This window comes from Collinsella aerofaciens, from assembly GCF_015670795.1.
GTDB classification, from domain to species: Bacteria; Actinomycetota; Coriobacteriia; order Coriobacteriales; family Coriobacteriaceae; genus Collinsella; species Collinsella aerofaciens_Q.
Window position 1 is genome coordinate 23405 of record NZ_JADPCJ010000011.1, and the last position, 21893, is coordinate 45297.

The following is a 21893-nucleotide window of genomic DNA, read 5'->3' on the forward strand; positions in this document are numbered from 1 at the left end:
AAACGTAAAGGGCCGACCGCGGAGATGCGCGATCGGCCCTTTTTAGCTGCTTGATAGCAGGGGCTATGGGAGACAGGTGCCTACAGGCGGTCCTTGTTCTCGGCCTTAACGGCGTGTGCCTGCTGAACAAAGAACAGGTCGTACACCACGATGACAAAGGCGCCAAAGTTGATGGCGTCGCCGCCAAACGCGGGAAGCGTGAGCACCGCTTGGGCAAGCGTGGCGATCGCGGCAACAATACCGAGCTTAAACGCGCCGTCCACCTGCGAAGGCTTGTTGGCGCCCTTGATACCGGCGACGCCTGCGGCAAGGTCGACGAGGCCCTTGGCGATAAGCACGACCGCCGCGAGCGTGGCGTACGAACCGTACGTGGAATCGAGACCGCCCGTGGCGATACCGACGCCGGCGGTGACGAGGCTGGCGATGCCCAAAACAAAGTAGATGAGAGCAAGGATTTTGAGAGTCTTGCGAGTGAAGCTCATGGCTGGTCCTTTCGATACGAGTACGCCAACTTGGCGCACCCAATGTGCTGCACATATGGTGAAGCACATTGTAGTTCAACGCGGCGATGCATGCGTTTGAAAGCGCATTGAGCCCGCGCAGCCAAACCCAACCTTTCAAAAAGGAAAGCTGGGCGTAAGTCAAATCGATGGCAGCGTATGCGCGGCGCTGCGATGATGGGTCCATGGTAAGAGCTGGTCTCAAGGAGGAGCCATGATGTACGGAGCAGGGCAAGTGCATGAGCCGCGGTCGTTGGGAAGGCGCATGGGTGATTCTGTGATCGCTGCCGTGTGCACGGGATTGATGGCGGTGCTTTGCATTGGGATGCTGTGGGCCATGTCACATGTGGGACAATAGCGGACGGTTGGGTGTCGTCATGAACGGCGCCCACGTATTCGTTTTGCTTGCTAAGGAGTACCCATGGGCGTCGTCGATCCCTTTTCTGTTGCTCGGGCCGCGGGGCTTGAGCTGACCGGGAAGCCCGAGGGCCTCACGCTCACCGACGGCACGATGGAGCTGCGTGCCGATTTTGGCCGCATGCTGCCGCGACTCAAGCAGGGCCGTCTGCAGCAAGAGCTGTTGGTGAAGGCTGCGCGCACAAAGGGCATCGAGCGACCATGGGCGATTGACGCTACGGCAGGCTTTGGCGAGGATTCGCTGCTGCTGGCGGCCGCGGGCTTTACCGTCGATCTGTATGAGCAGGATTGCGTGATCGCGGCACTCCTCAAGGATGCTTTGGATCGCGCGGCGGATGATCCGGCGCTTGCGACAGCCGTGGCGCGCATGCGCTTACATGCGGGCGAGGACAGTATTACCGGCCTTCGCCATACAGCTGAGCTGATCGGGCAGGACGAGCTCGCGGCTCCCGACGTGGTGTATCTGGACCCCATGTTTCCCGAGCGTACTAAAAGTGCGGCGGTCAAAAAGAAGTTCCAGCTCCTACATCATCTGGAACAGCCGTGCGCCGATGAGGAGACGCTGGTCGAAGCTGCGCTTGCGGTGCATCCGCGCAAGGTGGTTATCAAGCGACCGGTGAAGGGGCCGCTGCTTGCCGGCGTTAAGCCGAGCTATCAACTTGCGGGCAAGGCCGTTCGTTACGATGTTTTAGTGCCGTCGCGCCCGTAACTTGCGTGCGATTACCGGCGCTTCGCTAGCGCCGTGCCGATGCGGCGTCTATTTCCATGGGTGCGACGTCAGGTGCCATCCACCGCAGTATTCGCATTTGTAGCAGGCCAAACCACGCCGCCCGTGGTTTTCGCAGTCGGCCATAACTGCCTCGGCCTCGGCGCGCGTGTCGTAACGGTTTTTGCGCTCGCACGACTTGTAGCGCCAAGTCTCATCGCGCTCGGCGTCCAAGGCGTCGCGACGCTCGTCCTCGCGCGCAAACAGGTCGCTCATATCGCCGCCGGTGGCAGCGCCCAAAAACTCGCTTTTGGCCTTTGACCAGGCGGCTCGCTTTTTGCTTCCCATCTGCTTCGCGCCCCTCTTCAAACGCTGGTATCATTGCTCAATCAAAGTGATACCAATAAACGTGAGGCCGCCGCGTGATGATCAGAAAAACCCTCGATACCGACATTCCCGCCGTCATGGCTATCTACGACGCTGCCCGCGCCTTTATGCGCGCGCATGGCAACGCCACGCAATGGCCCGAGGGCACGCCTTCTGCCGAGCAACTGGCTGCCGATATCGCCGCCGGTGGTAGCTATGTGTGCGAAGTCGACGGCCGCGTGGTGGCGACGTTTGCCTTTTTACCGGGCCCGGACGAGTGCTATGACGTAATTGAGGATGGTCAATGGCGCAGCGACACTCCGTACGCCGTGCTGCACCGTGTGGCATCCGATGGCGCCGTACACGGTATCGCGGCCGCGATGTTTGCCTTTGCCAAAGAGCGTGCCGATCACCTGCGTATCGACACGCATCAGGACAACCTGCCCATGCAGGGTGCGAGCCTCAAGGCCGGGTTTAAGCGCGCCGGCATCGTCTATGTGTCCGACGGCACGGCGCGTGTCGCGTTCGATTGGCTGCGTGAGGCGTAAAAGCCGGGCCTCACGGCAACAATTCACTCGAACGACAAATGGCCCAAACGGGGGCAAATTTAGTTGATTGCGGCGCCTGGGGTGCTTGCCGTGTGGTTGATAATGCTGCGCCTACGCGACTATTCCTTGGGCAGCTCGCTTCCACAATGACAGCACTTGGTCGCGCCCTCGTGCACCTCTTCCAGGCAATAGGGGCAGACGGGCGCCGGCACGGCTTCCTCAGCGGTGGTGCCGGCCAGCTTATCGCCAATCTCCTGCGCCTTGTTAAACGCCTTGACGATGGCAAAGACGATGGCAGCGACAATTAAAAAGTTGATGCACGCGCTAATGAACGCTCCAAAGTCGATATTGGTTCCCGGCACCACCAGCCCCGAGATCTCGGTGGCGCTGCCGCCGGCAATCACGGAGATAAGCGGGTTGATGATGTTGTCGGTAAGCGAGGTCACGATGGCAGTGAATGCGCCGCCGATAATCACGCCGACGGCCATGTCTATCACGTTGCCGCGATTAATGAATTCCTTGAACTCGTTGAGCAATGCTTTCATGGTGGTTCCTCGCTGTTGTGAGGCTCGCGTTGTTACTGTCCCAGATGAACCAGGGCAGACAAAAAGGGGAGGTGCCGGCTTTCGCAAGGCGCGAACCTACGAAAATCGCCGCGCGGCAACGCGGGGCGATGAGCTCGGTCGGGGGATAGGGCCCGCTTCGCCCGCCGGCTCGTAAATTGTATCATCCAGTGTGGAGCGTGAACGCCCGTTGCCGCATGCGATGGGCTCGTAATAAGAGGAGAGCCATGTCGAAGCAAGCGGTCGTTGGAATCTTGGCGCATGTCGATGCCGGCAAGACCACGTTGGCCGAAGCCATGCTGTTCAACGCGGGTCGCATCCGCAAGCGCGGCCGCGTGGACGATGGCGATTCGCATCTGGACACTAACGCGATCGAGCGCGAGCGCGGCATTACGATCTTCTCGTCGCAGGCCGTACTCGATCATGGCGATACCCACGTCATGCTCGTGGATGCGCCGGGGCATGTCGATTTTTCTGCCGAGGCGGAGCGCACGCTGCGCGCGCTGGACTACGCGATTGTGGTTGTGGGCGCCAACGACGGCGTGCAAGGGCACACCGAAACCCTGTGGCGCCTGCTTGCGCGCTATGACATCCCGACGTTCATCTATATCAACAAAATCGATTTGGAGAATCCCGGCCGCGATGTTTTGCTGGCACAGCTCGGGCAGCGCCTTTCCGAAGGCTGCCTGGATGCCAACGAACTGCTGGCGGGCGGCGCCGTTCAGGAGGACGCTGCTGCGTTGGACGAGGCGGCGCTCGAGGAGTTTCTTGAAGCGGGCGAGCTTTCTGTCGCAACGCTGTCGCGCATGGTTGCCGAGCGCAAGCTTTTCCCCTGCTTTGCCGGCTCGGCGCTCAAGGACCAAGGCGTGGACGAGCTGCTGGATGGCATATGTGCGCTGATGCGCGAACAGGCATGGCGCCCGGAGTTTGCCGCGCGCGTCTACCGCGTGAGCCGCGGAGATCGCGGCGAGCGCTTGGCGTGGGTTAAAGTGACCGGCGGCACGCTGCATGCCAAGCAGATGATTGACGGACGTTCCGGTGCCGAGGCGTGGGAACAGAAGGTCGATCAGGTACGCATCTATAACGGCGAAAAGTATGAGCTTGCCCAAGAAGTTGCTGCTGGCGGTATTTGTGCCGTGACGGGTCTTGCGCACGTTCGCCCAGGGGACGCCCTGGGCGCGGAGCCTGCGGGCGATGCGCCCGTCATTGCGCCAGTCCTTACCTATACGGTGCTTCCGGGCGAACATGATGTCCATACGGTGTTCAAAGCATTGACTGAGCTGGCGGACGAAGATCCCATGCTCGGCGTAAGCTGGAATACGCATCTGGAGCAGATTCACCTGCAGTTGATGGGCGCCGTGCAACTCGAGATCGTGCAGCGGGTGTTGGCCGATCGTTTTGGCCTTTCGGTTGCGTTTGAGTCTGGCGGCATTCTCTATAAGGAGACTATTTCGCAGCCGGTCGAGGGCGTGGGCCACTTTGAGCCACTGCGCCACTATGCCGAGGTGCATCTGCGCCTGGAGCCGTTGCCGGCGGGCTCGGGCGTGCAGTTTGGCACCGTGACCTCGACCGACGAGCTCGATCTTAACTGGCAGCGTCTGGCGCTCACCAACGCCATGGAGCGCGATCATCTGGGTGCGCTGACCGGCTCGCCCATCACCGATGTGCGCATTACGCTCACGGGTGGCCGCGCGCATGCCAAACACACCGAGGGCGGCGATTTTCGCCAGGCCACGTACCGCGCGATTCGCCAGGGGCTCATACAGGCGCGTGAGGCCGGCGCGGCGGTGCTGTTGGAGCCGTGGTATCGCTTTGAGCTCGAGGTGCCGGGGGAGTGCGTGGGCCGGGCGCTCTCGGATGCCACGCGCATGGGTGCCGAGTACGAGCCGCCGACGATGGCGGGAGACCGGGCGAAGCTTGTGGGTCGCGTGCCGGCATCTGAGGTGCAGGATTACGCGCTGGAGGTGGCTGCCTACACGAGTGGTCGTGGGCATCTGTACCTGGAGTTCGCCGGCTATGCGCCTTGCCATGATGCCGAGTGCGTAATCGAGACGGCCGCCTATGAGCCCGAGGCCGATCTGCCCAACACGCCCGACTCGGTCTTTTGCTCTCACGGCACCGGCTACACGGTCAAATGGTACGACGTACCCGCCGCAGCTCATGTAAAGGTCGATCCCGCCACCTTCCGCCCCTGGCGAGCGGCGGACGCCGAGTTTTTCGGCCATAGGTGATAGAGGGTCAGTCTCTTTGCCGCATCCTGTTGGTATAACTCGGTATAAGTTGGTATAACTGTTACCAGGGTTTGCCAATCTGAGGAGGCCGACATGAATCCAAATCCCTTTAAGCCCACGGCTGGCAAGCGGCCTCCGATACTCATCGGTCGCGAGTCGGTCATCGAGGATTTTGAGGAAGGGCTCGATAACGGCGCCGGAGCGCCGGGTAGGCTCATGCTCATTACGGGAAATCGCGGCTGCGGCAAGACGGTTCTCCTGCGGGAGCTGCAACGTCTAGCCAATGAGCGCGGATGGGCGGTTGTCTCCGATTCCGCTTCGCTTGGCTTATGCGACCGATTGGCCGACGCGCTTCGCTCGAATAAGCCCGTTGTGACGTCAATGGAGTTCGGTCCGTCGTTTGGCCGGATGTCGGTCGAGGCGGCGCGGGCAAAGGGCGAAACGTTGCGAGGGCTGGTCAACGAGCGCCTCAAGAAGCTCGGTCCAGGCAAGGGCATACTGTTTGCGATTGACGAGGCGCAATCGGCGTCTATCGAGGAACTGGCGGCTCTTGCCGTTCTCTATCAGCAGGTGCTCGGAGACCAGGATGCTACGGGCTTGCCCGATAGCGAGCAGCGCGGCCTTGCGCTGGTGTTCGCCGGCTTACCCAGTATGGTTGACGATCTGCTCGAAGAGCCGAGCGTAACGTTTTTACGGCGTGCCCAGCAGCGTACGTTGGGGGCGATATCCTTGCCCAAGGTGCGCGATTCGTATATCCAGACGGTCAAGGACGCTGGTCTTTACGTGGACGCGGGGACGGCGGACCTTGCGGCGCGCAAGAGCATGGGGCATCCCTATATGGTTCAGCTGGTGGGATATTACATGTGGCGCTCTGCCGTCCGGCGTGGCTCGCAGGTCATCGAAAGGTGCGATGTCGAGGCTGGCCATACGGATGCCGTCTCCGAGTTCTACGAAGCGGTCGACGCGCCCCTGTATTACGGGCTGCGCAGTCCACAGCGCCTCTTTATCGAGGCCATGGCGGTTGACGAGGGCAAACCGACGCGCATGGCGGATGTCATTGAGCGCTGCGATCGCACCCAGAGCTGGGCGAGTAAATATCGCGCAAGCCTGATTCGCGAGCGCGTCATCGGGGCTGCCGGATACGGTCTCGTCCGGTTTACCGTGCCCATGCTGGGCGAGTACATCCGCGATCGAGTTTTATGGCATGAGTAGGGTGATAAAGGTGACGGAACAGAAGATGAGCCCGCAGGCTATCGAGGTGCGTGGCGCGCGCGTGCACAACCTCAAAGACATCGATATCGATATTCCACTGGGAAGGCTTGTGGGCATTGCCGGCGTGTCGGGCTCGGGCAAGAGTTCGCTGGCGCTGGGGGTTCTTTATGCCGAGGGCTCGCGTCGCTATCTTGAGGCACTCAGCACCTATACCCGCCGTCGTCTGACGCAGGCCGAACACGCCCAGGTGGACGAGGTTCTGCACGTGCCGGCGGCGCTCGCATTGCATCAACGCCCCAGCGTGCCGGGCGTGCGCTCGACCTTTGGTACCATGACCGAGCTCAACAACAGCCTGCGTCTGCTCTTTAGCCGTTGCGCCCATCACGTGTGCCCGCATTGCGGGGCGCGTGTGGAGCCGAGCCTTAACGTAGCTGCGGGCCTGTCGCTCACGTGCCCTGCATGCGGTCGTGAGTTCTACGCGCCGAGCGCCGAGGACCTTGCGTTTAACAGCGGTGGTGCGTGCCCTACCTGTGGCGGCACCGGTGTCATGCGCGAGGTGGACGAGGCGAGCCTGGTGCCAGATGAGTCAAAGACCATCAACGAGGGCGCAGTCCTTCCCTGGGGCACGCTCATGTGGGATCTGATGAAGCAGGTGGCAGGCGAGATGGGCGTACGCACCGACGTGCCGTTTAGCCAACTCACGCCTCAAGAGCGCGACATCGTGTTTCATGGTCCGGCGGTTAAGAAGCACATTCTCTACGTTCCCAAAAACGGCGAGGGCGCCACGCCGCTCGACTTCACCTATTACAACGCCGTCTATACCGTCGAGAATGCGCTCGCCAAGGTCAAGGACGATAAGGGCTTAAAACGCGTTGCGCGCTTTTTGCGCGAGGGAGCATGCCGCGATTGCGGCGGCACGCGTCTCTCCGAGGCTGCGCGCCAGCCCCAGGTGCGCGGTATCAATCTGGCGCAAGCAGCGGCCATGACGCTGGGTGAGGCGATTGAGTGGGTGCGCGGGGTGCCTACGTCCTTGCCGGCCGAGATGCGGCCCATGGCGACGGATATCTGCGATTCGTTTTTGAGTGCGGCCCGTCGTCTGGTCGACCTGGGTCTCGATTACCTTTCGCTCGATCGCGCCGGCGCCACGCTCTCCACGGGTGAGCGCCAGCGTGTGCAGCTCGCCCGCGTGGTGCGCAACCGATCGACGGGTGTGCTTTATGTGCTGGACGAGCCTTCGATCGGCTTGCATCCTGCCAATGTCGACGGCTTGGTGGGCGTGATGCGCGATCTGGTGGATGACGGCAACACCGTGGTTGTTGTCGACCACGACACGCGCGTACTGGCGGAAGCCGACTATCTGGTCGAGATGGGCCCCGTTGCCGGAGCGGGCGGCGGTAATGTGATCGCCGCTGGTACGGTGGACGAGGTCGAACAATCGCAGGGCAGCCGCATCGCCCCGTTTTTGCGCGCAGAGTCCAAGCGCTTGCGTCCGCAGGTGACTGACGACGAGATGTTCGACCAGGGCCATATCCGCATGGCAACCGATGCCATCCATACCGTCAAGCCACTCGAAGTCGATATCCCGCGCGGTCGCTTGGTTGCGGTGACGGGCGTTTCGGGCTCGGGTAAGACGACGTTGGTGCTCGAGACGCTCATTCCGGCACTCAAGGCGCAGGCAGCCGGCGAGCGCCTGCCGGGGCACGTGCGTTGGGTCGATGCCGAGGGCATTGCCCGCGCAAATCTGATTGACGCTACGCCCATCGGCGCCAACGTGCGCTCGACGGTGGCGACTTATGCCGACATCCATGATGAGCTGCGCCGCGCCTTCGCCCGTACGCCCGAGGCCAAGGCGGCCGGCTACAAGGCGGGCGCCTTTAGCTACAACACTGGCGCCTTGCGTTGCCCTACGTGCGATGGCACGGGTTCGATATCGCTCGACGTGCAGTTTTTGCCCGATGTCGAGATCGTCTGCCCGGCATGTCGCGGCTCGCGTTATGCGGATGCGGCTTCGCATATCCATCGCGAGGGCAAGGACGGGAGCTTGCTTACGTTGCCGCAGCTCATGGACATGAGTGTGGACGAGGCCCTCGACGCCACGGTGGGACTCAAGAAGGTTCAGGCGCGCTTGCAGACCTTGCACGACCTGGGCTTGGGCTATCTCACGCTCGGTGAGCCCACGCCGGCGCTCTCGGGCGGCGAGGCACAGCGTCTTAAGCTTGCGAGCGAGATGGGCCGCGTGCAGGATGATGCCGCGTTTGTGTTTGACGAGCCCACGATCGGCCTGCATCCGCTCGATGTTCAGGTGTTGCTGAGTGTGTTCGACGGCCTCGTTGCCAAGGGCGCCACAGTTGTCGTGATCGAGCACGACCTCGACCTTATCCGTAACGCCGATTATGTGATCGACATGGGCCCGGGCGGTGGCGATGCCGGCGGGCAAATCGTCTGCGCCGGCACGCCGGGCGACATCGCAGCCTGCTCCAAGAGCATTACCGGTCGCTACCTATAACCGAATGTGACAAAGGGACAGCCTCTTTGTCACATTCCCGGAAAGCCTGTTTGGCGCAGGGCCTCGTAGAGGACGATGGCGGCGCTGTTGGAGAGGTTGAGTGCGCTGATGCGGTAGTCGTCCGGGTTGACGAAGTTGCCGCAGATGTCCTGTTGAAGGATGGCCTCGTGGCTGTCCTCGGTATGTCCGAGCGATTCCTCGTGGGCTTCCCAAGCCTCGGCGTTATCGAGTGAGTCACAATCGCGCAGCATGGGGATACGCTCGCAACGCTCGGGCGCCGCGGCAAGCAGTGGCTCGGGAATGCCCGAGCTCTCGCTGCCAAAGACCAAGTAGTCACCATCGCGGTAGGTGCTTTGCGCATAGGTGCGGCGTGCCTTTTTGGTCAGCAGATGCAGGCGACCATCGGCGGGGGAGAGATCGTTGCGCGCAAGGAAATCCTCCCAGCCGGCATAGGTCGTCACGTCCAAGTTTTGCCAGTAGCCCAGACCGGCGCGACGTACCGTCTTGTCGTCGAGCGAAAACCCCAGCGGCTCCACCAGATGCAGGCGGGCGCCGGTGACCACGCAGGTGCGGCCGATATTGCCCGTATTGGCCGGAATCTCGGGCGCATACAGCACAATGTTGAACATGAATCTCCTTGGCTCAGAACGAAAAACCACCACGAAGTTAACCTTCGTGGTGGTTTGGCGGTTACGTAGACAGAAAAATGCCCGCTTGGATAAACCTAGGCGCGGTGCCAGTCGGTCAGGCAGGCATCGAGGGAAGCGATGAGCGCATCCTTGTCCATGTGACGGCCGATGATGCACAGACTCGTCATGCGGTCGCCCGTCTCGTCGTCCCAAATCTGCATGATCTCGGGGTTCTCGTCGATGATCTTCTGCTTCTCGCCTTCGGGCGCCGAGTCGACAAACAGGCCGTTCTCCATCAGGCGCATCTGGTGGCCGGCCTGCTCAAACATGTAGCACATGTCCGGATCGCCGGTCTGCCACAGCGGACCCTTGACGCGAATGACCTCGTCGGGCCACTCCTGCTCAACAAAATCGGTGAACTTCTGCAGGTCAAACGGCTTGCGGCGCGAGTACACAAAGGTCTCGATGTCGTACTCGAGCACCTCGGGGTCGTCGTGCTCCTCGGGATGCTCCATGGCCTCGATCCAGGCGGCGGAGTTGTAGGCGCGCATAAAGTCGAAGCGGTCGGTGTCGAGCAGCTCCTCCATGGGGACCTCGCCGTTTTGAGCCTCGACAATTACGGCGTCCTTCTGCAGGCTGCGCACGATGGCCTTGAGCTCGGCGATCTGCTCGGGCGTCACGGTATCGGTCTTGTTGAGGATGAGCGTGGAGCAGAACTCGATCTGCTGGATGAGCAGGCTCTCGATGTCGTCCTCGTCGATATCCTCGGCCAGTAGGTCGCGACCGCCGTTGAACTCGTCGTACATGCGGGCGCAGTCGACCACGGCCACGATGTTGTCGAGCGCGAGCTTAGGCTCGCCGCCCACCTTGGCCTCGTCGCAGAAGCTCGAGATGGTGTAGGCGATGGGGATGGGCTCGCAAATGCCCGAGGCCTCGATGATGATGTAATCGAAGTTGCCCGAATCGGCGATGCCCTGCAGCTGGTTGGCCAGGTCATCCGAAAGCGTGCAGCAGATGCAGCCGTTGGTGAGCGGGATGAGGTCGTCGGTCTCGGAAAGGCCGCCGTCGGCGATAAGGCTGGCGTCCACATTGATCTCGCCGATATCGTTGACGATCACGGCGGCGCGGATACCGCCGTCGTTAGCGAGGATGTGGTTGAGCAGCGTGGTCTTGCCGGCACCGAGGTATCCGGTAAGCATGATGATCTTCACGGGTTTGTTGGGCATGTGCCCTCCTTTGTTAGACATGGCTTACAGTTGAATCTTATGCCAAACGCCTGCTCTTATACCCACGCGCCGGCAAATAACACAAGCTACTCCCAGGCTCCCCATACATCGGGGCAATAACCGACGGTGGCCTTTTTGCCGTTGCGCACGATGGGTTCGGCCAAGACCTGCTGGTTCTCGAGCAGCTTGTCGAAGCGCTGACTGGGGGTAAGGTGCTGGATGAGCGCGAGCGTTTCCTCGTCCTTGGCTTTGGGGTTGAGCAGCTTGTCGATGCCGCCGACCGCTTGCATCACGCTCGTGAGCTCGCCCTTGCTCATCTCCTTTTCCTTAAGGTCGATAAACTGCACCTTAATGCGGCGCTCCTTAAAATAACGCTGCGCCTTCTTGGTGTCGAAGGACTTCTTGGTGCCAAAAATCTGCACGTTCATGTATTTGTTCCGCCGTTCTACCTGATGAAGTTGGTCGTTGCGCGATCTGCCTCGGGTGCGTTGATGCCGGCGGCCTGTCCTGCCTCGATACAGCGCAGGAGCCAGGCCATGTTTTTGCCGATGTTTCGCATGGTGGCAAGGCCCTCGGCATCCCCATCGGCGTCGCCGGGCACGCGGCCAAACACGTTGTTCCAGTACGTGGAGGCGACCACGGGCATCTGGTTGATGGTGAAGTACTTGTTGAGCACATCGAAGGTGGTCGATGTACCGCCGCGACGGGCGACGGCGACGGCAGCGCCCGGCTTGTGTGCAAAGGCTTTGCCTCCGGCATAGAAGGCGCGATCGAGGGCCGAGAGGATGCGCCCGCTGGGGTGCGCATAGTAGACGGGCGAGCCGAAGACAAAGCCGTCTGCCTGCTCGGCGGCAGCGATGAGCTCGTTCACCACGTCATCGTCAAAGGTGCAGCGACCGCCAAGTTTGCCACACTGGCCGCAACCGATGCAATCGCGAATGGGCTTGGCGCCCAGCTGAAACACCTCGGTATCAATGCCTTCGGCATTGAGTTGCTCAGCGACCTCGGCGAGTGCGCGGGCGGTGTTGCCGTTTGCCTTGGGGCTGCCATTGACCAAAAGAACCTTCATCACAAACTCCCTCTGCTGTCGGTGACTTCTGCGGAGGATTATCGCACGAGAGGGTAGATGGCGTGGGGCGCGATGTGAAACGGCTTGTGTTTCACATCGCGCCCCACGACGCTAGTCCAACTTGGTGCCCGGTACTTGCGGTGCCTCTTTAAGCAACGCTTTGAGCTCGTTCAAAATGGAAACGGGCTGTCGATCGACAGCGTCCAGATGAAGCGTCGCCACACGAATGGGTGGCTGATATTCAAGCGAGCCGATGAGCACGGGGGAACCCAGGAACCGCTCGATTTCGTCTGCGATCGAGTCGGTCTCTTCGGGATCAAAGTCGTCGAAAATCGCCACGAATGTCGGCCCCGTCGAGCGGAACAGGCGACCCTTGCCGCGCGAGCAATCCGTGAGGCAGGCGGCGCTTTCGGCGAGCACGCGGTCGCCTGCATCGAATCCAAAGCGGGCATTGACTTCGGCGATATCGTCGACCTTAATGGCAATAAAGCCTGCCTCGCGCGCCACGCGACGCATTTCGCCAATGGCGTTGACCAGGGCATGGACATCGCCCAGGCCCGTTACCGAGTCGGTCGTATCAGCTAGGCTTCGGTTGACGATAATGCCCACATACATGCTGGGCTCGGTATCGGTGCCGTCCAAGCGGTAGCCCGTGCAGTCGCAAAGCACGTATTTTCCGGGGGCATCCATCACGCGGTACTGCATGTAGTGGAAGTGCCATGTGCCGTTTATCACCATATCGAGCTCGGCGCGTACGTTGTCGCGGTCCTCGGGATGAACGCGGGCAAGCCACATATCGACCGAGTTAAAAGGGTGCTGGGAAGGCAGGTCAAAATCGCGCACGGCGTTGACCGACCATTGCGATTCTCCCGTATCGAGGTTAAGGATGAACGGATAGCGCGTCTCGGAGCTCATGGAGATCGCTTGAAACACTCGGTCGTTGCAGGGAAGCTGATCGACGATTGGGCGTTGCGGCGCATCATTGTCTTTCGGTTGCTGCACACGATGCATAAGCTTATAGCGATACATCTTGCGATCGGCATCCATCGTCATCTGGCGACGCGTGTCGCCGGCAAGTGGATCGACGCGCGAGCAGCCAAAGCTAAAACTGCCGATCATGGGCGCCTTGCCGCCTGAGCTCGCCTCGATCAGCCCGGCACGTACCTGCTCCAAGCGCTGCTCGAGTTCAGCCTCGTTTGCGGAGGGCGAGATGAGCACAAACTCGTCTCCACCGATACGGAACAGCATCTCATCGTGCTCCATGGTTTCGGAGAGCGTGCGGCAGATGCTCAGAATATAGCGATTGCCTTCGGCGTGGCCAAACCTATCATTGCAATGTTTGAGATGGTCGATGTCAATATAGGCGCAGGTAAAGGGGTCGCCTTTGCGCCAGAGCTGCTCGACGTGACGGTCGAATCCGTTGCGGTTGCCCAAGTTGGTGAGCGGGTCGATATGGGCGTTGCTCTCAAGCAGCCGGCGCTCTTGTTGCAGGATGGCATGCGTCTTTTGCAGCTGCTCACCAACGGCGCGTAGCCCAGCGGGCAGCGCGGCAACATCGAGTTCGGCGGTCGAGACGCCATTCGCAAGTCGCTGAAGATAGGCAATAATCGATTGCTCGCCCAGGCGATATGACTCGTTCATGATGGATACCCTCCTTGGACGGAACAGCGGTTTGTAGCATATCCCCAATTCGGTTTGAATTGGGGATATAAGTTGGCTAATGGAGGCAAATCCCCCCGCTCGGCGGTGGCGTTTTGCGCGCGAGCGTATCAGTTGTTATTGCCACCATCGAGCAATGCCTCAAAATCCTTCGCCGGCATGGGACGGTAGTAGAGGAAGCCCTGAGCGTAGCGGGCGCCCATTTGTCGTAGCATGTTTGCCTGCTCATTTGTCTCGACGCCTTCAACCACGACGGGCAGATGGAGCGACTGCGCCATTTCGAGCATCGATGAAATGATTTGCGTGCTGCGGCCTTGATCGCGGTCGGTGGGCACAATCTGCCAAATGTGCTTGTCGAGCGTCACCATAAAGCCGCTTTCCTCGAGTGCGGGGATATGGGTGCACATGCTGTGGGCGGCTATTATTCGACAGGCGGTAGCGCGACGATGCGATGTTCGATAAAAATGCGACTGGGACGATATATGTTGACGGGTATACTTGTCCCGGTTTAAAACGCAGGAACGGAGATGGTCGCATGGCACAGTCAAATATGACGCGCACGGTGGGGCTGGCGCTCGAGGGAGGCGGCTACCGCGGTATGTATACGGCGGGCGTGCTCGACGTTTGGATGGAGCACGGTTTGACCTGCGACCATATGGTGGGCGTCTCGGCGGGCGCGGCATTTGGCTACAACTTTAAATCGCGCCAGATCGGCCGCGCCATTCGCTATAACAAGGCCTATTGCGCCGACAAGCGCTATGCGAGCGTGACCAGCTGGCTGCGAACCGGCGATATGTTCAATGCCGACTTTGCTTATCACGAGGTGCCTATCGAGCGCGATCCCATCGACTTGGAGGCGTATCGCGCCTGCCCCATGCGATTTACGTGCGTGTGTACCGATATCGAGACGGGCAAGGCCGTCTACCACGACCTGCCGTATGGCGACGAGCGCGATATCGAGTGGATCCGGGCGTCGTCGGCAATTCCCGTGGCGACGCGTCCTGTCGCCATTGAGGGCCGCAAGTACCTGGATGGCGGCGTGGCTGATTCTATTCCCAGTGCATGGCTGTTTGCTCAGGGGTATGACCGCAATATCGTGGTGCTCACGCAGCCGGCGGGCTTTGTGAAGCGGCCCAACAGCGTGATGCCTATGCTGCGTCGCGTGTTCCGTCACTATCCGGAGTTTGTCGCAGCGCTTGAGCATCGGCATGAGGTCTACAATGCCACGCTCGATGATTTGGCACGTCGTGAGGCCGCCGGCGAGATCTTTGTGGTGCGGCCGAGCGAATCGGTGAAAGTGCCGTCGCTGTGCCGCGAGCCCGATGAGCTCGAGCGCATCTATCAGATTGGTCGTCGCGATGCTGAGGCGACCTTGCCGGCACTGGAGACATATCTGGCAGGGTAGAGGCCGCTGCCGCCATCTCGGCGGAAAGCGCATCCCGGAATGGAGGTCCAAACTGGGATGCGCTTTCCATTGCTGAAGATGTGAGGCTGCGGATCAGCTGCTCGGCTTATGCCTATGCCTGCTGCCAAGTGTCGACGAGCTCCTTGGCCGCGGCGTAGGGGTCATCGGTGCTGCAGACGGCACTCACCACAAAGAAGCCGTCGACGCCGGTGGCCTTGAGCTGCGGCAGGTCGGCCGTCTTGACGCCGCCGCCCACCACGATGGGCACGGGGCTTGCCGCGTGGAGTGCGGCCAGGTCCTCAAAGCTCTTGGTGATGATAGAGCCGTCGGCCGCGCGTCCGCAGTCGCGCTTGGTCTCGGTCTCGTGGAGCGGGCCGATGCCCAGGTAGTCGACCAGGCTCATGTCGGCGGTCTTGACGTACTCGAGCATCTCCTCGCAACGGGCCGAAAGGCCCACAATGGCATCGGGGCCCAGCAGCTTGCGGCAGACCTCGACGGGAATGTCGCTCTGGCCTACGTGCACGCCGTCGACGGCAATGCCCTGCTCGCGCGCGGCGAGTACACAGTCCAGACGGTCGTCGATTAACAGGGCGACCTGACCGGTCTTGCCAGCCTGTGCGATTGCCTGCGCGGCGTCGCCGGTCAGTGCAATGATCTCGCGGGCGCTTGCCACCTTGGAGCGCACCTGGATACAGGTAAAGCCTGCGTCGAGCGCCTGGGCCACCACATCGCCCACGGGGCGCCCGAGGGTGTTTTCGGGGCCGAGTACCAGATAGGCCGAGATATCAAGGTTGTCGCGGATGCTCATCGTGCTTCCTCCTGCTTCTTGATCTGTGCTTCCATGCGCTCGAGCTTGCCGGTCATGGTGTCGGTAAATCCGGGCCGAATATCGGCTTTGAGCACGACTTCGGTGCGGATTCCCTTGCTCGCCAACACAAAGGTTGCGTCGCGCACGACCTGCATGACCTCGTCCCAGTCGCCCTCGATCTCGGTGAACATCGAGGTGGTGCGGTTGGGAAGGCCGCTCTCGCGTATGACGCGCACGACCTCGGCGACCTCGGCGGACAGCTCGTCGCCGGTGCCGCACGGGGCGATGGCCACGGCGATGAGCGTGTTCATTCCGGCATTGGTTGCGGGCTCGGACATGGCTTACGCCTCCTCGAGCTCGAGCTGGTTGTTGGCGATGTCCTGGGCGCTCGCGCGGTAGAGCTCGTCGATAAAGGCGACCTTAAAGCTTGCCGGGGCGTCGGCGACAGCGGCGGCACGCGTGCCGGCAACGTTGTAGACCGCGGTGCCGCAGATGGCTGCCGTAAACGGGTCGGCGGCGCAGGCATACACGGCCAGCACGCCGCCCTGCGAGCAGCCGCAACCGGTGATCTTGGACATGAGCGGGCTGCCGCCGTGGGACTTGGCCACGGTTGTGCCATCGGTAATCAGGTCGACTTCGCCCGAGACCACAACGGCGCCGCCGGTGTAGCGGGCGAGCGCCACGGCGGCATCGCGGGCAGCGTCTACCGTGTCGGTGGTATCGACACCGCGCACGCGGCTCAGATCGGCCGCCTCGCCCTCAAGACCCCACAGGCCGGCGAGCGCGATGATCTCGGAGGCGTTGCCGCGCACGATGGCGGGCTTGTACTGCTTGAGTTCGTTTACCAACTGGGTGCGCAGGCTACCGATGCCCAGGCCCACCGGATCGAGCACCCAGGGCTTGCCGGCGTCGTGTGCCGCCTTGGCCGCGCGGGGAATTGTCTGCTCGTAGATGGGGAAGAGCGTGCCCATGTTGAGATAGATGGCGCCGCCGCCGGCAACGAGCGCCTCGCCCTCGTCGGGCAGATAGACCATGGCGGCCGAACCGCCCACGGCGAGCTGCGCGTTGGCGACAAAGTCAATCGTCACCGTGTTGGTGATGGAGCCGGCCATTGGATTGGTGGCGCGAATCTCCTCCACGGCCTTGACCATATGTTGCTTAAGCTGTTCCGAATCAATCACTGCACATGCCTCCTTGGCATAGAAAAGGGGCGCTGTGCATAGACAGCGCCCCTGTAAAGGCGGCATGCTCCCTACGCCAGCATTAACTGACAGGTTCAAAGGATTGGGCCCCATGCCCTCTCAGCCTTGTGGTTTGCACCGCCGGCACTCCCGCATCGAATCTGTTGTTCCCTATACTAACGCACCTGCCAAAATGGGACAGGTTTATTTTGGCAGGTCGTTACAATAGGTAGGACCGATACGAATGGGGACCTCATGATCAAACTTGTGCTGACCGATATGGACGATACGCTGATTCCGGCCGGGCATGACGGCGCCAGCGACTACGCCATTGAGGGCATTCATGCCATGCAGGCGGCGGGTCTGCACTTTGGCCCGGTTTCGGGTCGCCAGCCGTCCGCGATGGGCTGGATGTTCAAAAATCGTTCCGAGTGTTTTTCGACTGGCGCGTTCTGTAACGGCCAGGTGATTTTTGTCGGCGGCGAAGTAGTCGCCTCGCGCGCAATCGACAACGATGCTCTGATGCGTTTGGCCGACTATCTGGAGCAAGAGACCGACGATACCTATCTAAAGGTCTACAGCCTGGGTGACGACTTTTGGGATAACGATGCCTATTGCGTGACGAGCGACCCCGAGCGCGTGCGTCGCGCCATGGAGTCGGGCGGCAACGCATGGCTCAAAGGCGAAGAGGCTCCGTGCCATCCCGTTGTCGACGACGCGCCGGTGTTCAAGGCGAATATCTGGAGCGCCCGCTCGCGTGAGGAGCTCGCGGAGCTACGTGAGCGCGTTGCCGCTGAGGTACCGGAGCTCTCACTCGTGTTTCCCAACAATCGTGTGCGCCTGTTCGACATCCTTCCAGCAGGTTGGGACAAGGGTTGCGCCGCGCTGGAGCTGGCGCGCGCTTTGGACCTGACGCTCGACGAGGTGGCCGTATTCGGTGATTCCGATAACGATCTGCCCATGATCGATGCCGTTCCCAACTCCGTTGCAGTCGCCAATGCCAACGAGGCCGTCACGGCTGCCGCACGCTGGCATATCGGCGCTGCAGCAGACGATGCAGTTGCCGGGGCTCTGCATCAGATTGCTGCCTGTGCGGCAACAGGGGAGATGCCGCCGTTTATGCGTCAAGTGAGCACGACGGGTTTCGACGTCACGAACGTCTAGGGAGGGCGCTATGAAGCTTCAGCAGCTCAGATATGTCGTCAAAGTTGCCGAATGCGGCAGCATCACCGAGGCCTCGCGCCGGCTCTTTGTGTCGCAGCCTTCGATTACCGCGTCGATTCGCGATCTCGAAAACGAGATGGGTGTGCACATCTTTGAGCGCACCAACAAGGGCGTCATTGTGTCCGAGGAAGGCGAGACCTTCTTGGGCTATGCGCGCCAGGTACTCGACCAGGCCGACCTGCTCGAGGGCAAGTACAAGGGCGCATCCGAGCAGGTGCCGCACTTTAGTGTGAGCTGCCAGCATTATTCCTTTGCCGTCAACGCGTTTGTCGACGTGATCCGCGAGTTCGATGCCGCGCGCTACGACTTTACCCTGCGCGAGGAACAGACCCACGAGATTATCGAGGATGTCGCGCACATGAAAAGCGAGCTGGGCATCCTATATCTGTCCGAGCACAACCGCGAGGTCATCGAGCGCATGCTGGTGGCCAACGAGCTCGTGTTCGAAGGACTCTTCTGCGCCACGCCGCATGTCTTCGTCTGCGCCGACCATCCGCTGGCGGACCGCTCCAGCGTGACGCTCGAGGATCTGGAAGACTACCCGTTCCTGTCCTACGAGCAGGGCAGCTACAACTCGTTTTACTATTCCGAGGAGCTGACCTCGACGTTCGAGCGTCGCAAAAATATCCGCGTGCGCGACCGTGCGACGTTGTTCAATTTGGCCATGGGCCTCAACGGCTACACGGTATGCTCGGGCGTGATCAGCCACGAGCTCAACGGCCCCGGCATTATCTCGATTCCGCTCGACGTGGACGAGTACATGGAGATTGGCATCATCACGCGCAAGAACACGACGCTTACGCGCTACGGTCGGGCCTATATCGACGCGATTCGTCAGCATATCTAGGCTGCTGTGCTCCGCACGGTTCAAGTCTCTTTATGACAGTCCAGACTGATATAGGAAACATCTATATCAAACTGTTATAAACGTATATTTTACGATGGTCATATGAGCGCTCATACTCTGTCCCAGTAAAGCAACCAATGCAAAGGGAGATATCTATGAGCACTTCGATTCAACCGAACGCGCCGTTTCGCGCCGATATCGTCGGCAGCTTTCTTCGTCCGCAGGCTGTAAAGGACGCCCGTGCCGCCTATGTCGCGGGTAAACTCGACGCTTCCGGCCTTAAGGCCGTCGAGGACGATGCCATTCGCGATTTGGTGGCCAAGCAGAAGGCCGCCGGCCTGCAGGTGATCACCGATGGCGAGTTCCGCCGCAGCTACTGGCACCTCGATTTTATGTGGGGCCTTAACGGCATTGAGCGCCGCACCTCACGCACGGGTTATATGTTCCATGACGAGGAGACGACGGCCGACACCGCCGTGGTTACCGGTCCCATTAGCGGCGAGAACCACCCGTTCGTCGAGCATTTTAAGTTCGTCAAGGCGCTTGAGGAGGAGGGCCAGGTCGCACGCCAGACCATTCCGGCGCCGATCCAGACGTTCTCTGAGGTCACGCTCGATCGCTGCGATGGCCAGCAGGAGAGCCTGCGCGCTGTCTATAAGACCGATGAGGAACTTGCCGACGCCATTGCAGCCGCTTATCGCACGGTGATCGCCGACCTGTACGCAGCAGGCTGCCGCAACATCCAGTTTGATGACTGCACCTGGGGCATCTACTGCGATACCGATTTTGTCGCCAAAACCGGCATGAGCCCGGTCGACCTGCAAAAGGTAAGCGAGCTGGGCGTGGCGCTCAACAACGCCGCCATCGAGGGCAAGCCCGACGATTTGGTCATCAACACGCACGTGTGCCGCGGCAACTACCACTCCACCTACGCTTTTGAAGGCGGCTACGACCCTATCGCTCCGTATCTGTTCGCACATGAGAATGTCGATGCGTTCTATCTGGAGTTCGACACGCCGCGCGCCGGCGGCTTTGAGCCACTCAAGTACGTCGCTCCCGGCAAGAAGGTCGTGCTGGGCTTGGTAACCACCAAGGCGGCAGAGCTCGAGAACGAGGATGTTATCGTCGAGCGCATCCGCGAAGCCGCTAAGTACGTGCCGCTCGAGAATCTGTACCTGTCGCCCCAGTGCGGCTTTGCCAGCTGCGAGATTGGCAACAAGCTGACCGAGGACGAGCAATGGGCGAAGATCGCGCTGGTCAAGCGCATTGCCGAGCGCGTTTGGAAGTAACGCTAGCGTTTGCAGGTGGCGGCGCGTGCGAGGCATTGCGTATCGCGTACAATGGTTCGGATCGTATCGTTCGGGCAGGTTATCCGATATGCCTGATCGCCCTTCCATTTTTTGAAAGGACTCTCATGTCCCGGTCTTCGACGCCCGCCGTCACCGATGCCATCTACGATGCATCGTCGCTCGGCCGCCCGCGCATGTTTGTGTTGGGTTTGCAACACATGTTTGCGATGTTCGGAGCCACGGTGCTCGTGCCCGTGCTCACCGGCCTTTCCGTTTCGACGACGCTTCTGTTCGCCGGCATCGGCACGCTGCTGTTTCATTTTCTATCGCGCGGTAAGGTGCCCGCGTTCCTGGGCTCGTCGTTTGCCTTTATCGCGGGTTATGCCGCCGTTGCGCCCAACGGCGAGGCCGAGCTTTTGCCCTACGCTTGCCTGGGCGTTGTCTGCGCCGGCCTGCTCTATCCGGTGCTGGCAGCGCTGTTCCGCGCATTTGGCGCCAAGCGTGTCATGCACTTCTTCCCGCCGGTGGTGACCGGCCCCATCGTCATTTCCATCGGCCTGATCTTGGCAAGCTCTGCTATCGCCAACTGCCAGACCAACTGGCTTGTTGCCGTTGTCGCTGTGGCCGTGATCGTCATCTGCAATATTTGGGGCCGCGGCATGGTTAAGATCGTGCCGATTCTGCTGGGCGTCGTGGTGAGCTATGCCGTTGCGGCCGCGTTGGGTGAGGTCGACTTCTCTGGCGTCGCAGCCGCCCCCTGGGTTGGCTTGCCCGTCGTGTGGGACAACACCGTGTTTGCGCTCTTTGGACCGCGGCTCGATAGCGGTCTTGCCACGACGGCCATCATCACCATCATGCCGCTGGCCTTTGCGACCATGATTGAGCACATTGGCGATATCTCCGCCATTGGCTCTACCTGCGAACGCAATTACATTGCCGATCCCGGTCTGCACCGTACCCTGCTCGGCGATGGCCTGGCGACCATCTTGGCATCGCTCTTTGGCGCCCCCGCCAATACGACGTATGGCGAGAACACTGGCGTGCTTGCCCTGACGCGCGTGTTCGACCCGCGCGTGATTCGCATTGCCGCCTGCTGCGCCATCGTGCTTTCGTTCTGCCCCAAGTTTGCTGCCGTGATCGCCGCCATGCCGGCGTGTGTAATCGGCGGCGTGTCGCTCGTGCTCTACGGCATGATCAGTGCCGTGGGCGTTCGCAACCTTATCGAAAACCAGGTTGATTTCCAGAACAACCGCAATGTGCTGGTTGCGGCTTTGGTGCTCGTGCTTTCGCTCGGCATTGCCTACAGTACCGCCGGTGCCATCGTGCTGGAGCTGGGCGGCGTGACGATTTCGCTTTCGGGCCTTGCCGTGGGCTCGCTGGTGGGCATTGTGCTCAACGCCATCCTGCCCGGTAATGACTTTGAGTTCGATACTTCCGAGCTTGAGGAGACTACTGAATAGTAGCTGCGTTCAGCCAAATTAAAAATGGCGTCCATGCGTATGTGCGC

22 protein-coding genes and 1 riboswitch are annotated in these 21893 nt (G+C 60.9%); of the genes, 10 read left to right on the forward strand and 12 right to left on the reverse strand.

Annotated elements, in window-relative coordinates:
* Positions 1 to 80 precede the first annotated feature (80 nt).
* Positions 81 to 482 (reverse strand): hypothetical protein, encoded by a 402-nt coding sequence (locus tag I4W09_RS04770; RefSeq protein ID WP_196032417.1) that lies wholly within the window; start codon positions 480 to 482, stop codon positions 81 to 83.
* Between the two features lie 439 nt (positions 483 to 921).
* Between I4W09_RS04770 and I4W09_RS04775 the strand changes: the two genes are divergently transcribed.
* Positions 922 to 1626 carry a class I SAM-dependent methyltransferase gene (locus tag I4W09_RS04775; RefSeq protein ID WP_196032421.1) on the forward strand — a complete coding sequence of 235 codons (705 nt, stop codon included), beginning with the start codon at positions 922 to 924 and terminating at the stop codon, positions 1624 to 1626.
* 48 nt (positions 1627 to 1674) lie between these two features.
* Here I4W09_RS04775 and I4W09_RS04780 read toward each other — a convergent pair whose 3' ends face one another.
* Entirely contained in the window at positions 1675 to 1971 is a 297-nt protein-coding gene (locus tag I4W09_RS04780) for a hypothetical protein (protein WP_196032426.1), read from the reverse strand.
* A gap of 77 nt (positions 1972 to 2048) precedes the next feature.
* Here I4W09_RS04780 and I4W09_RS04785 point away from each other — a divergent pair, with 77 nt between their 5' ends.
* A complete protein-coding gene (locus I4W09_RS04785) occupies positions 2049 to 2537 on the forward strand; it encodes a GNAT family N-acetyltransferase (protein ID WP_196032429.1) in 489 nt (162 codons plus the stop codon).
* Positions 2538 to 2656: 119 nt separating this feature from the next.
* Here I4W09_RS04785 and mscL read toward each other — a convergent pair whose 3' ends face one another.
* Entirely contained in the window at positions 2657 to 3082 is a 426-nt protein-coding gene (gene mscL, locus I4W09_RS04790) for a large conductance mechanosensitive channel protein MscL (RefSeq protein WP_196032431.1), read from the reverse strand.
* 245 nt (positions 3083 to 3327) lie between these two features.
* On the opposite strand from mscL, the gene I4W09_RS04795 reads away from it, so the two are divergent.
* The 3 genes from I4W09_RS04795 (at position 3328) to I4W09_RS04805 (ending at position 9049) form a co-directional block, all read left to right on the forward strand.
* On the forward strand, positions 3328 to 5331 hold the full coding sequence (locus I4W09_RS04795; RefSeq protein ID WP_196032433.1) for an elongation factor G: 2004 nt from the start codon (positions 3328 to 3330) through the stop codon (positions 5329 to 5331).
* A 93-nt stretch (positions 5332 to 5424) separates the two neighbouring features.
* The gene (locus I4W09_RS04800) at positions 5425 to 6543 is read left to right on the forward strand and encodes a DUF8462 domain-containing protein (RefSeq protein ID WP_195521356.1); all 1119 of its coding nucleotides are present in this window, start codon (positions 5425 to 5427) and stop codon (positions 6541 to 6543) included.
* Positions 6536 to 9049 carry an excinuclease ABC subunit UvrA gene (locus I4W09_RS04805; protein WP_196032435.1) on the forward strand — a complete coding sequence of 838 codons (2514 nt, stop codon included), beginning with the start codon at positions 6536 to 6538 and terminating at the stop codon, positions 9047 to 9049. The genes I4W09_RS04800 and I4W09_RS04805 overlap by 8 nt, the downstream gene beginning before the upstream one ends.
* 29 nt (positions 9050 to 9078) lie before the next feature.
* Here I4W09_RS04805 and I4W09_RS04810 read toward each other — a convergent pair whose 3' ends face one another.
* From I4W09_RS04810 to I4W09_RS04835, 6 genes are all read right to left on the reverse strand, one after another.
* On the reverse strand, positions 9079 to 9678 hold the full coding sequence (locus I4W09_RS04810) for a tRNA (cytidine(34)-2'-O)-methyltransferase (protein ID WP_196032437.1): 600 nt from the start codon (positions 9676 to 9678) through the stop codon (positions 9079 to 9081).
* 95 nt (positions 9679 to 9773) lie between these two features.
* On the reverse strand, positions 9774 to 10904 hold the full coding sequence (locus I4W09_RS04815) for a GTP-binding protein (protein WP_117797701.1): 1131 nt from the start codon (positions 10902 to 10904) through the stop codon (positions 9774 to 9776).
* 86 nt (positions 10905 to 10990) lie between these two features.
* Positions 10991 to 11332, reverse strand: coding sequence for an arsenate reductase family protein (locus I4W09_RS04820; RefSeq protein WP_055252194.1), 342 nt, complete (start codon positions 11330 to 11332; stop codon positions 10991 to 10993).
* Between the two features lie 17 nt (positions 11333 to 11349).
* Complete coding sequence (locus I4W09_RS04825; protein WP_196032439.1) at positions 11350 to 11973, reverse strand: flavodoxin family protein; 624 nt, start codon at positions 11971 to 11973, stop codon at positions 11350 to 11352.
* A 111-nt stretch (positions 11974 to 12084) separates the two neighbouring features.
* Entirely contained in the window at positions 12085 to 13614 is a 1530-nt protein-coding gene (locus I4W09_RS04830; protein WP_196032441.1) for a diguanylate cyclase domain-containing protein, read from the reverse strand.
* A 128-nt stretch (positions 13615 to 13742) separates the two neighbouring features.
* Positions 13743 to 14039, reverse strand: coding sequence for an EAL domain-containing protein (locus tag I4W09_RS04835; RefSeq protein WP_196032443.1), 297 nt, complete (start codon positions 14037 to 14039; stop codon positions 13743 to 13745).
* Positions 14040 to 14167: 128 nt separating this feature from the next.
* Here I4W09_RS04835 and I4W09_RS04840 point away from each other — a divergent pair, with 128 nt between their 5' ends.
* Positions 14168 to 15037 (forward strand): patatin-like phospholipase family protein, encoded by an 870-nt coding sequence (locus tag I4W09_RS04840; protein WP_196032445.1) that lies wholly within the window; start codon positions 14168 to 14170, stop codon positions 15035 to 15037.
* Positions 15038 to 15149: 112 nt separating this feature from the next.
* Here I4W09_RS04840 and I4W09_RS04845 read toward each other — a convergent pair whose 3' ends face one another.
* Genes I4W09_RS04845 through thiM form a run of 3 tightly spaced genes read right to left on the reverse strand, consistent with a single transcriptional unit; the run spans position 15150 to position 17026 of the window.
* On the reverse strand, positions 15150 to 15845 hold the full coding sequence (locus I4W09_RS04845; protein WP_196032448.1) for a thiamine phosphate synthase: 696 nt from the start codon (positions 15843 to 15845) through the stop codon (positions 15150 to 15152).
* The gene (locus I4W09_RS04850; protein WP_006234516.1) at positions 15842 to 16183 is read right to left on the reverse strand and encodes a thiamine-binding protein; all 342 of its coding nucleotides are present in this window, start codon (positions 16181 to 16183) and stop codon (positions 15842 to 15844) included. The genes I4W09_RS04845 and I4W09_RS04850 overlap by 4 nt, the downstream gene beginning before the upstream one ends.
* Before the next feature lie 3 nt (positions 16184 to 16186).
* Positions 16187 to 17026, reverse strand: a complete 840-nt coding sequence (thiM, locus tag I4W09_RS04855) for a hydroxyethylthiazole kinase (protein ID WP_271741844.1) — start codon at positions 17024 to 17026, stop codon at positions 16187 to 16189.
* Positions 17027 to 17077: 51 nt separating this feature from the next.
* Positions 17078 to 17188: riboswitch (TPP riboswitch) on the reverse strand.
* Between the two features lie 93 nt (positions 17189 to 17281).
* Between thiM and I4W09_RS04860 the strand changes: the two genes are divergently transcribed.
* The 4 genes from I4W09_RS04860 to I4W09_RS04875 all read left to right on the forward strand — a co-directional run bounded on the left by I4W09_RS04860 (position 17282) and on the right by I4W09_RS04875 (position 21846).
* On the forward strand, positions 17282 to 18190 hold the full coding sequence (locus I4W09_RS04860; RefSeq protein ID WP_196032451.1) for an HAD-IIB family hydrolase: 909 nt from the start codon (positions 17282 to 17284) through the stop codon (positions 18188 to 18190).
* Positions 18191 to 18200: 10 nt separating this feature from the next.
* The gene (locus I4W09_RS04865; protein ID WP_055286633.1) at positions 18201 to 19097 is read left to right on the forward strand and encodes a LysR family transcriptional regulator; all 897 of its coding nucleotides are present in this window, start codon (positions 18201 to 18203) and stop codon (positions 19095 to 19097) included.
* Positions 19098 to 19252: 155 nt separating this feature from the next.
* Positions 19253 to 20386 carry a 5-methyltetrahydropteroyltriglutamate--homocysteine S-methyltransferase gene (locus tag I4W09_RS04870; protein ID WP_229077261.1) on the forward strand — a complete coding sequence of 378 codons (1134 nt, stop codon included), beginning with the start codon at positions 19253 to 19255 and terminating at the stop codon, positions 20384 to 20386.
* A gap of 125 nt (positions 20387 to 20511) precedes the next feature.
* Positions 20512 to 21846: a uracil-xanthine permease family protein gene (locus I4W09_RS04875; protein ID WP_196032454.1), complete on the forward strand. Its 1335-nt coding sequence runs from the start codon at positions 20512 to 20514 to the stop codon at positions 21844 to 21846.
* The last annotated feature ends 47 nt before the right edge of the window (positions 21847 to 21893 follow it).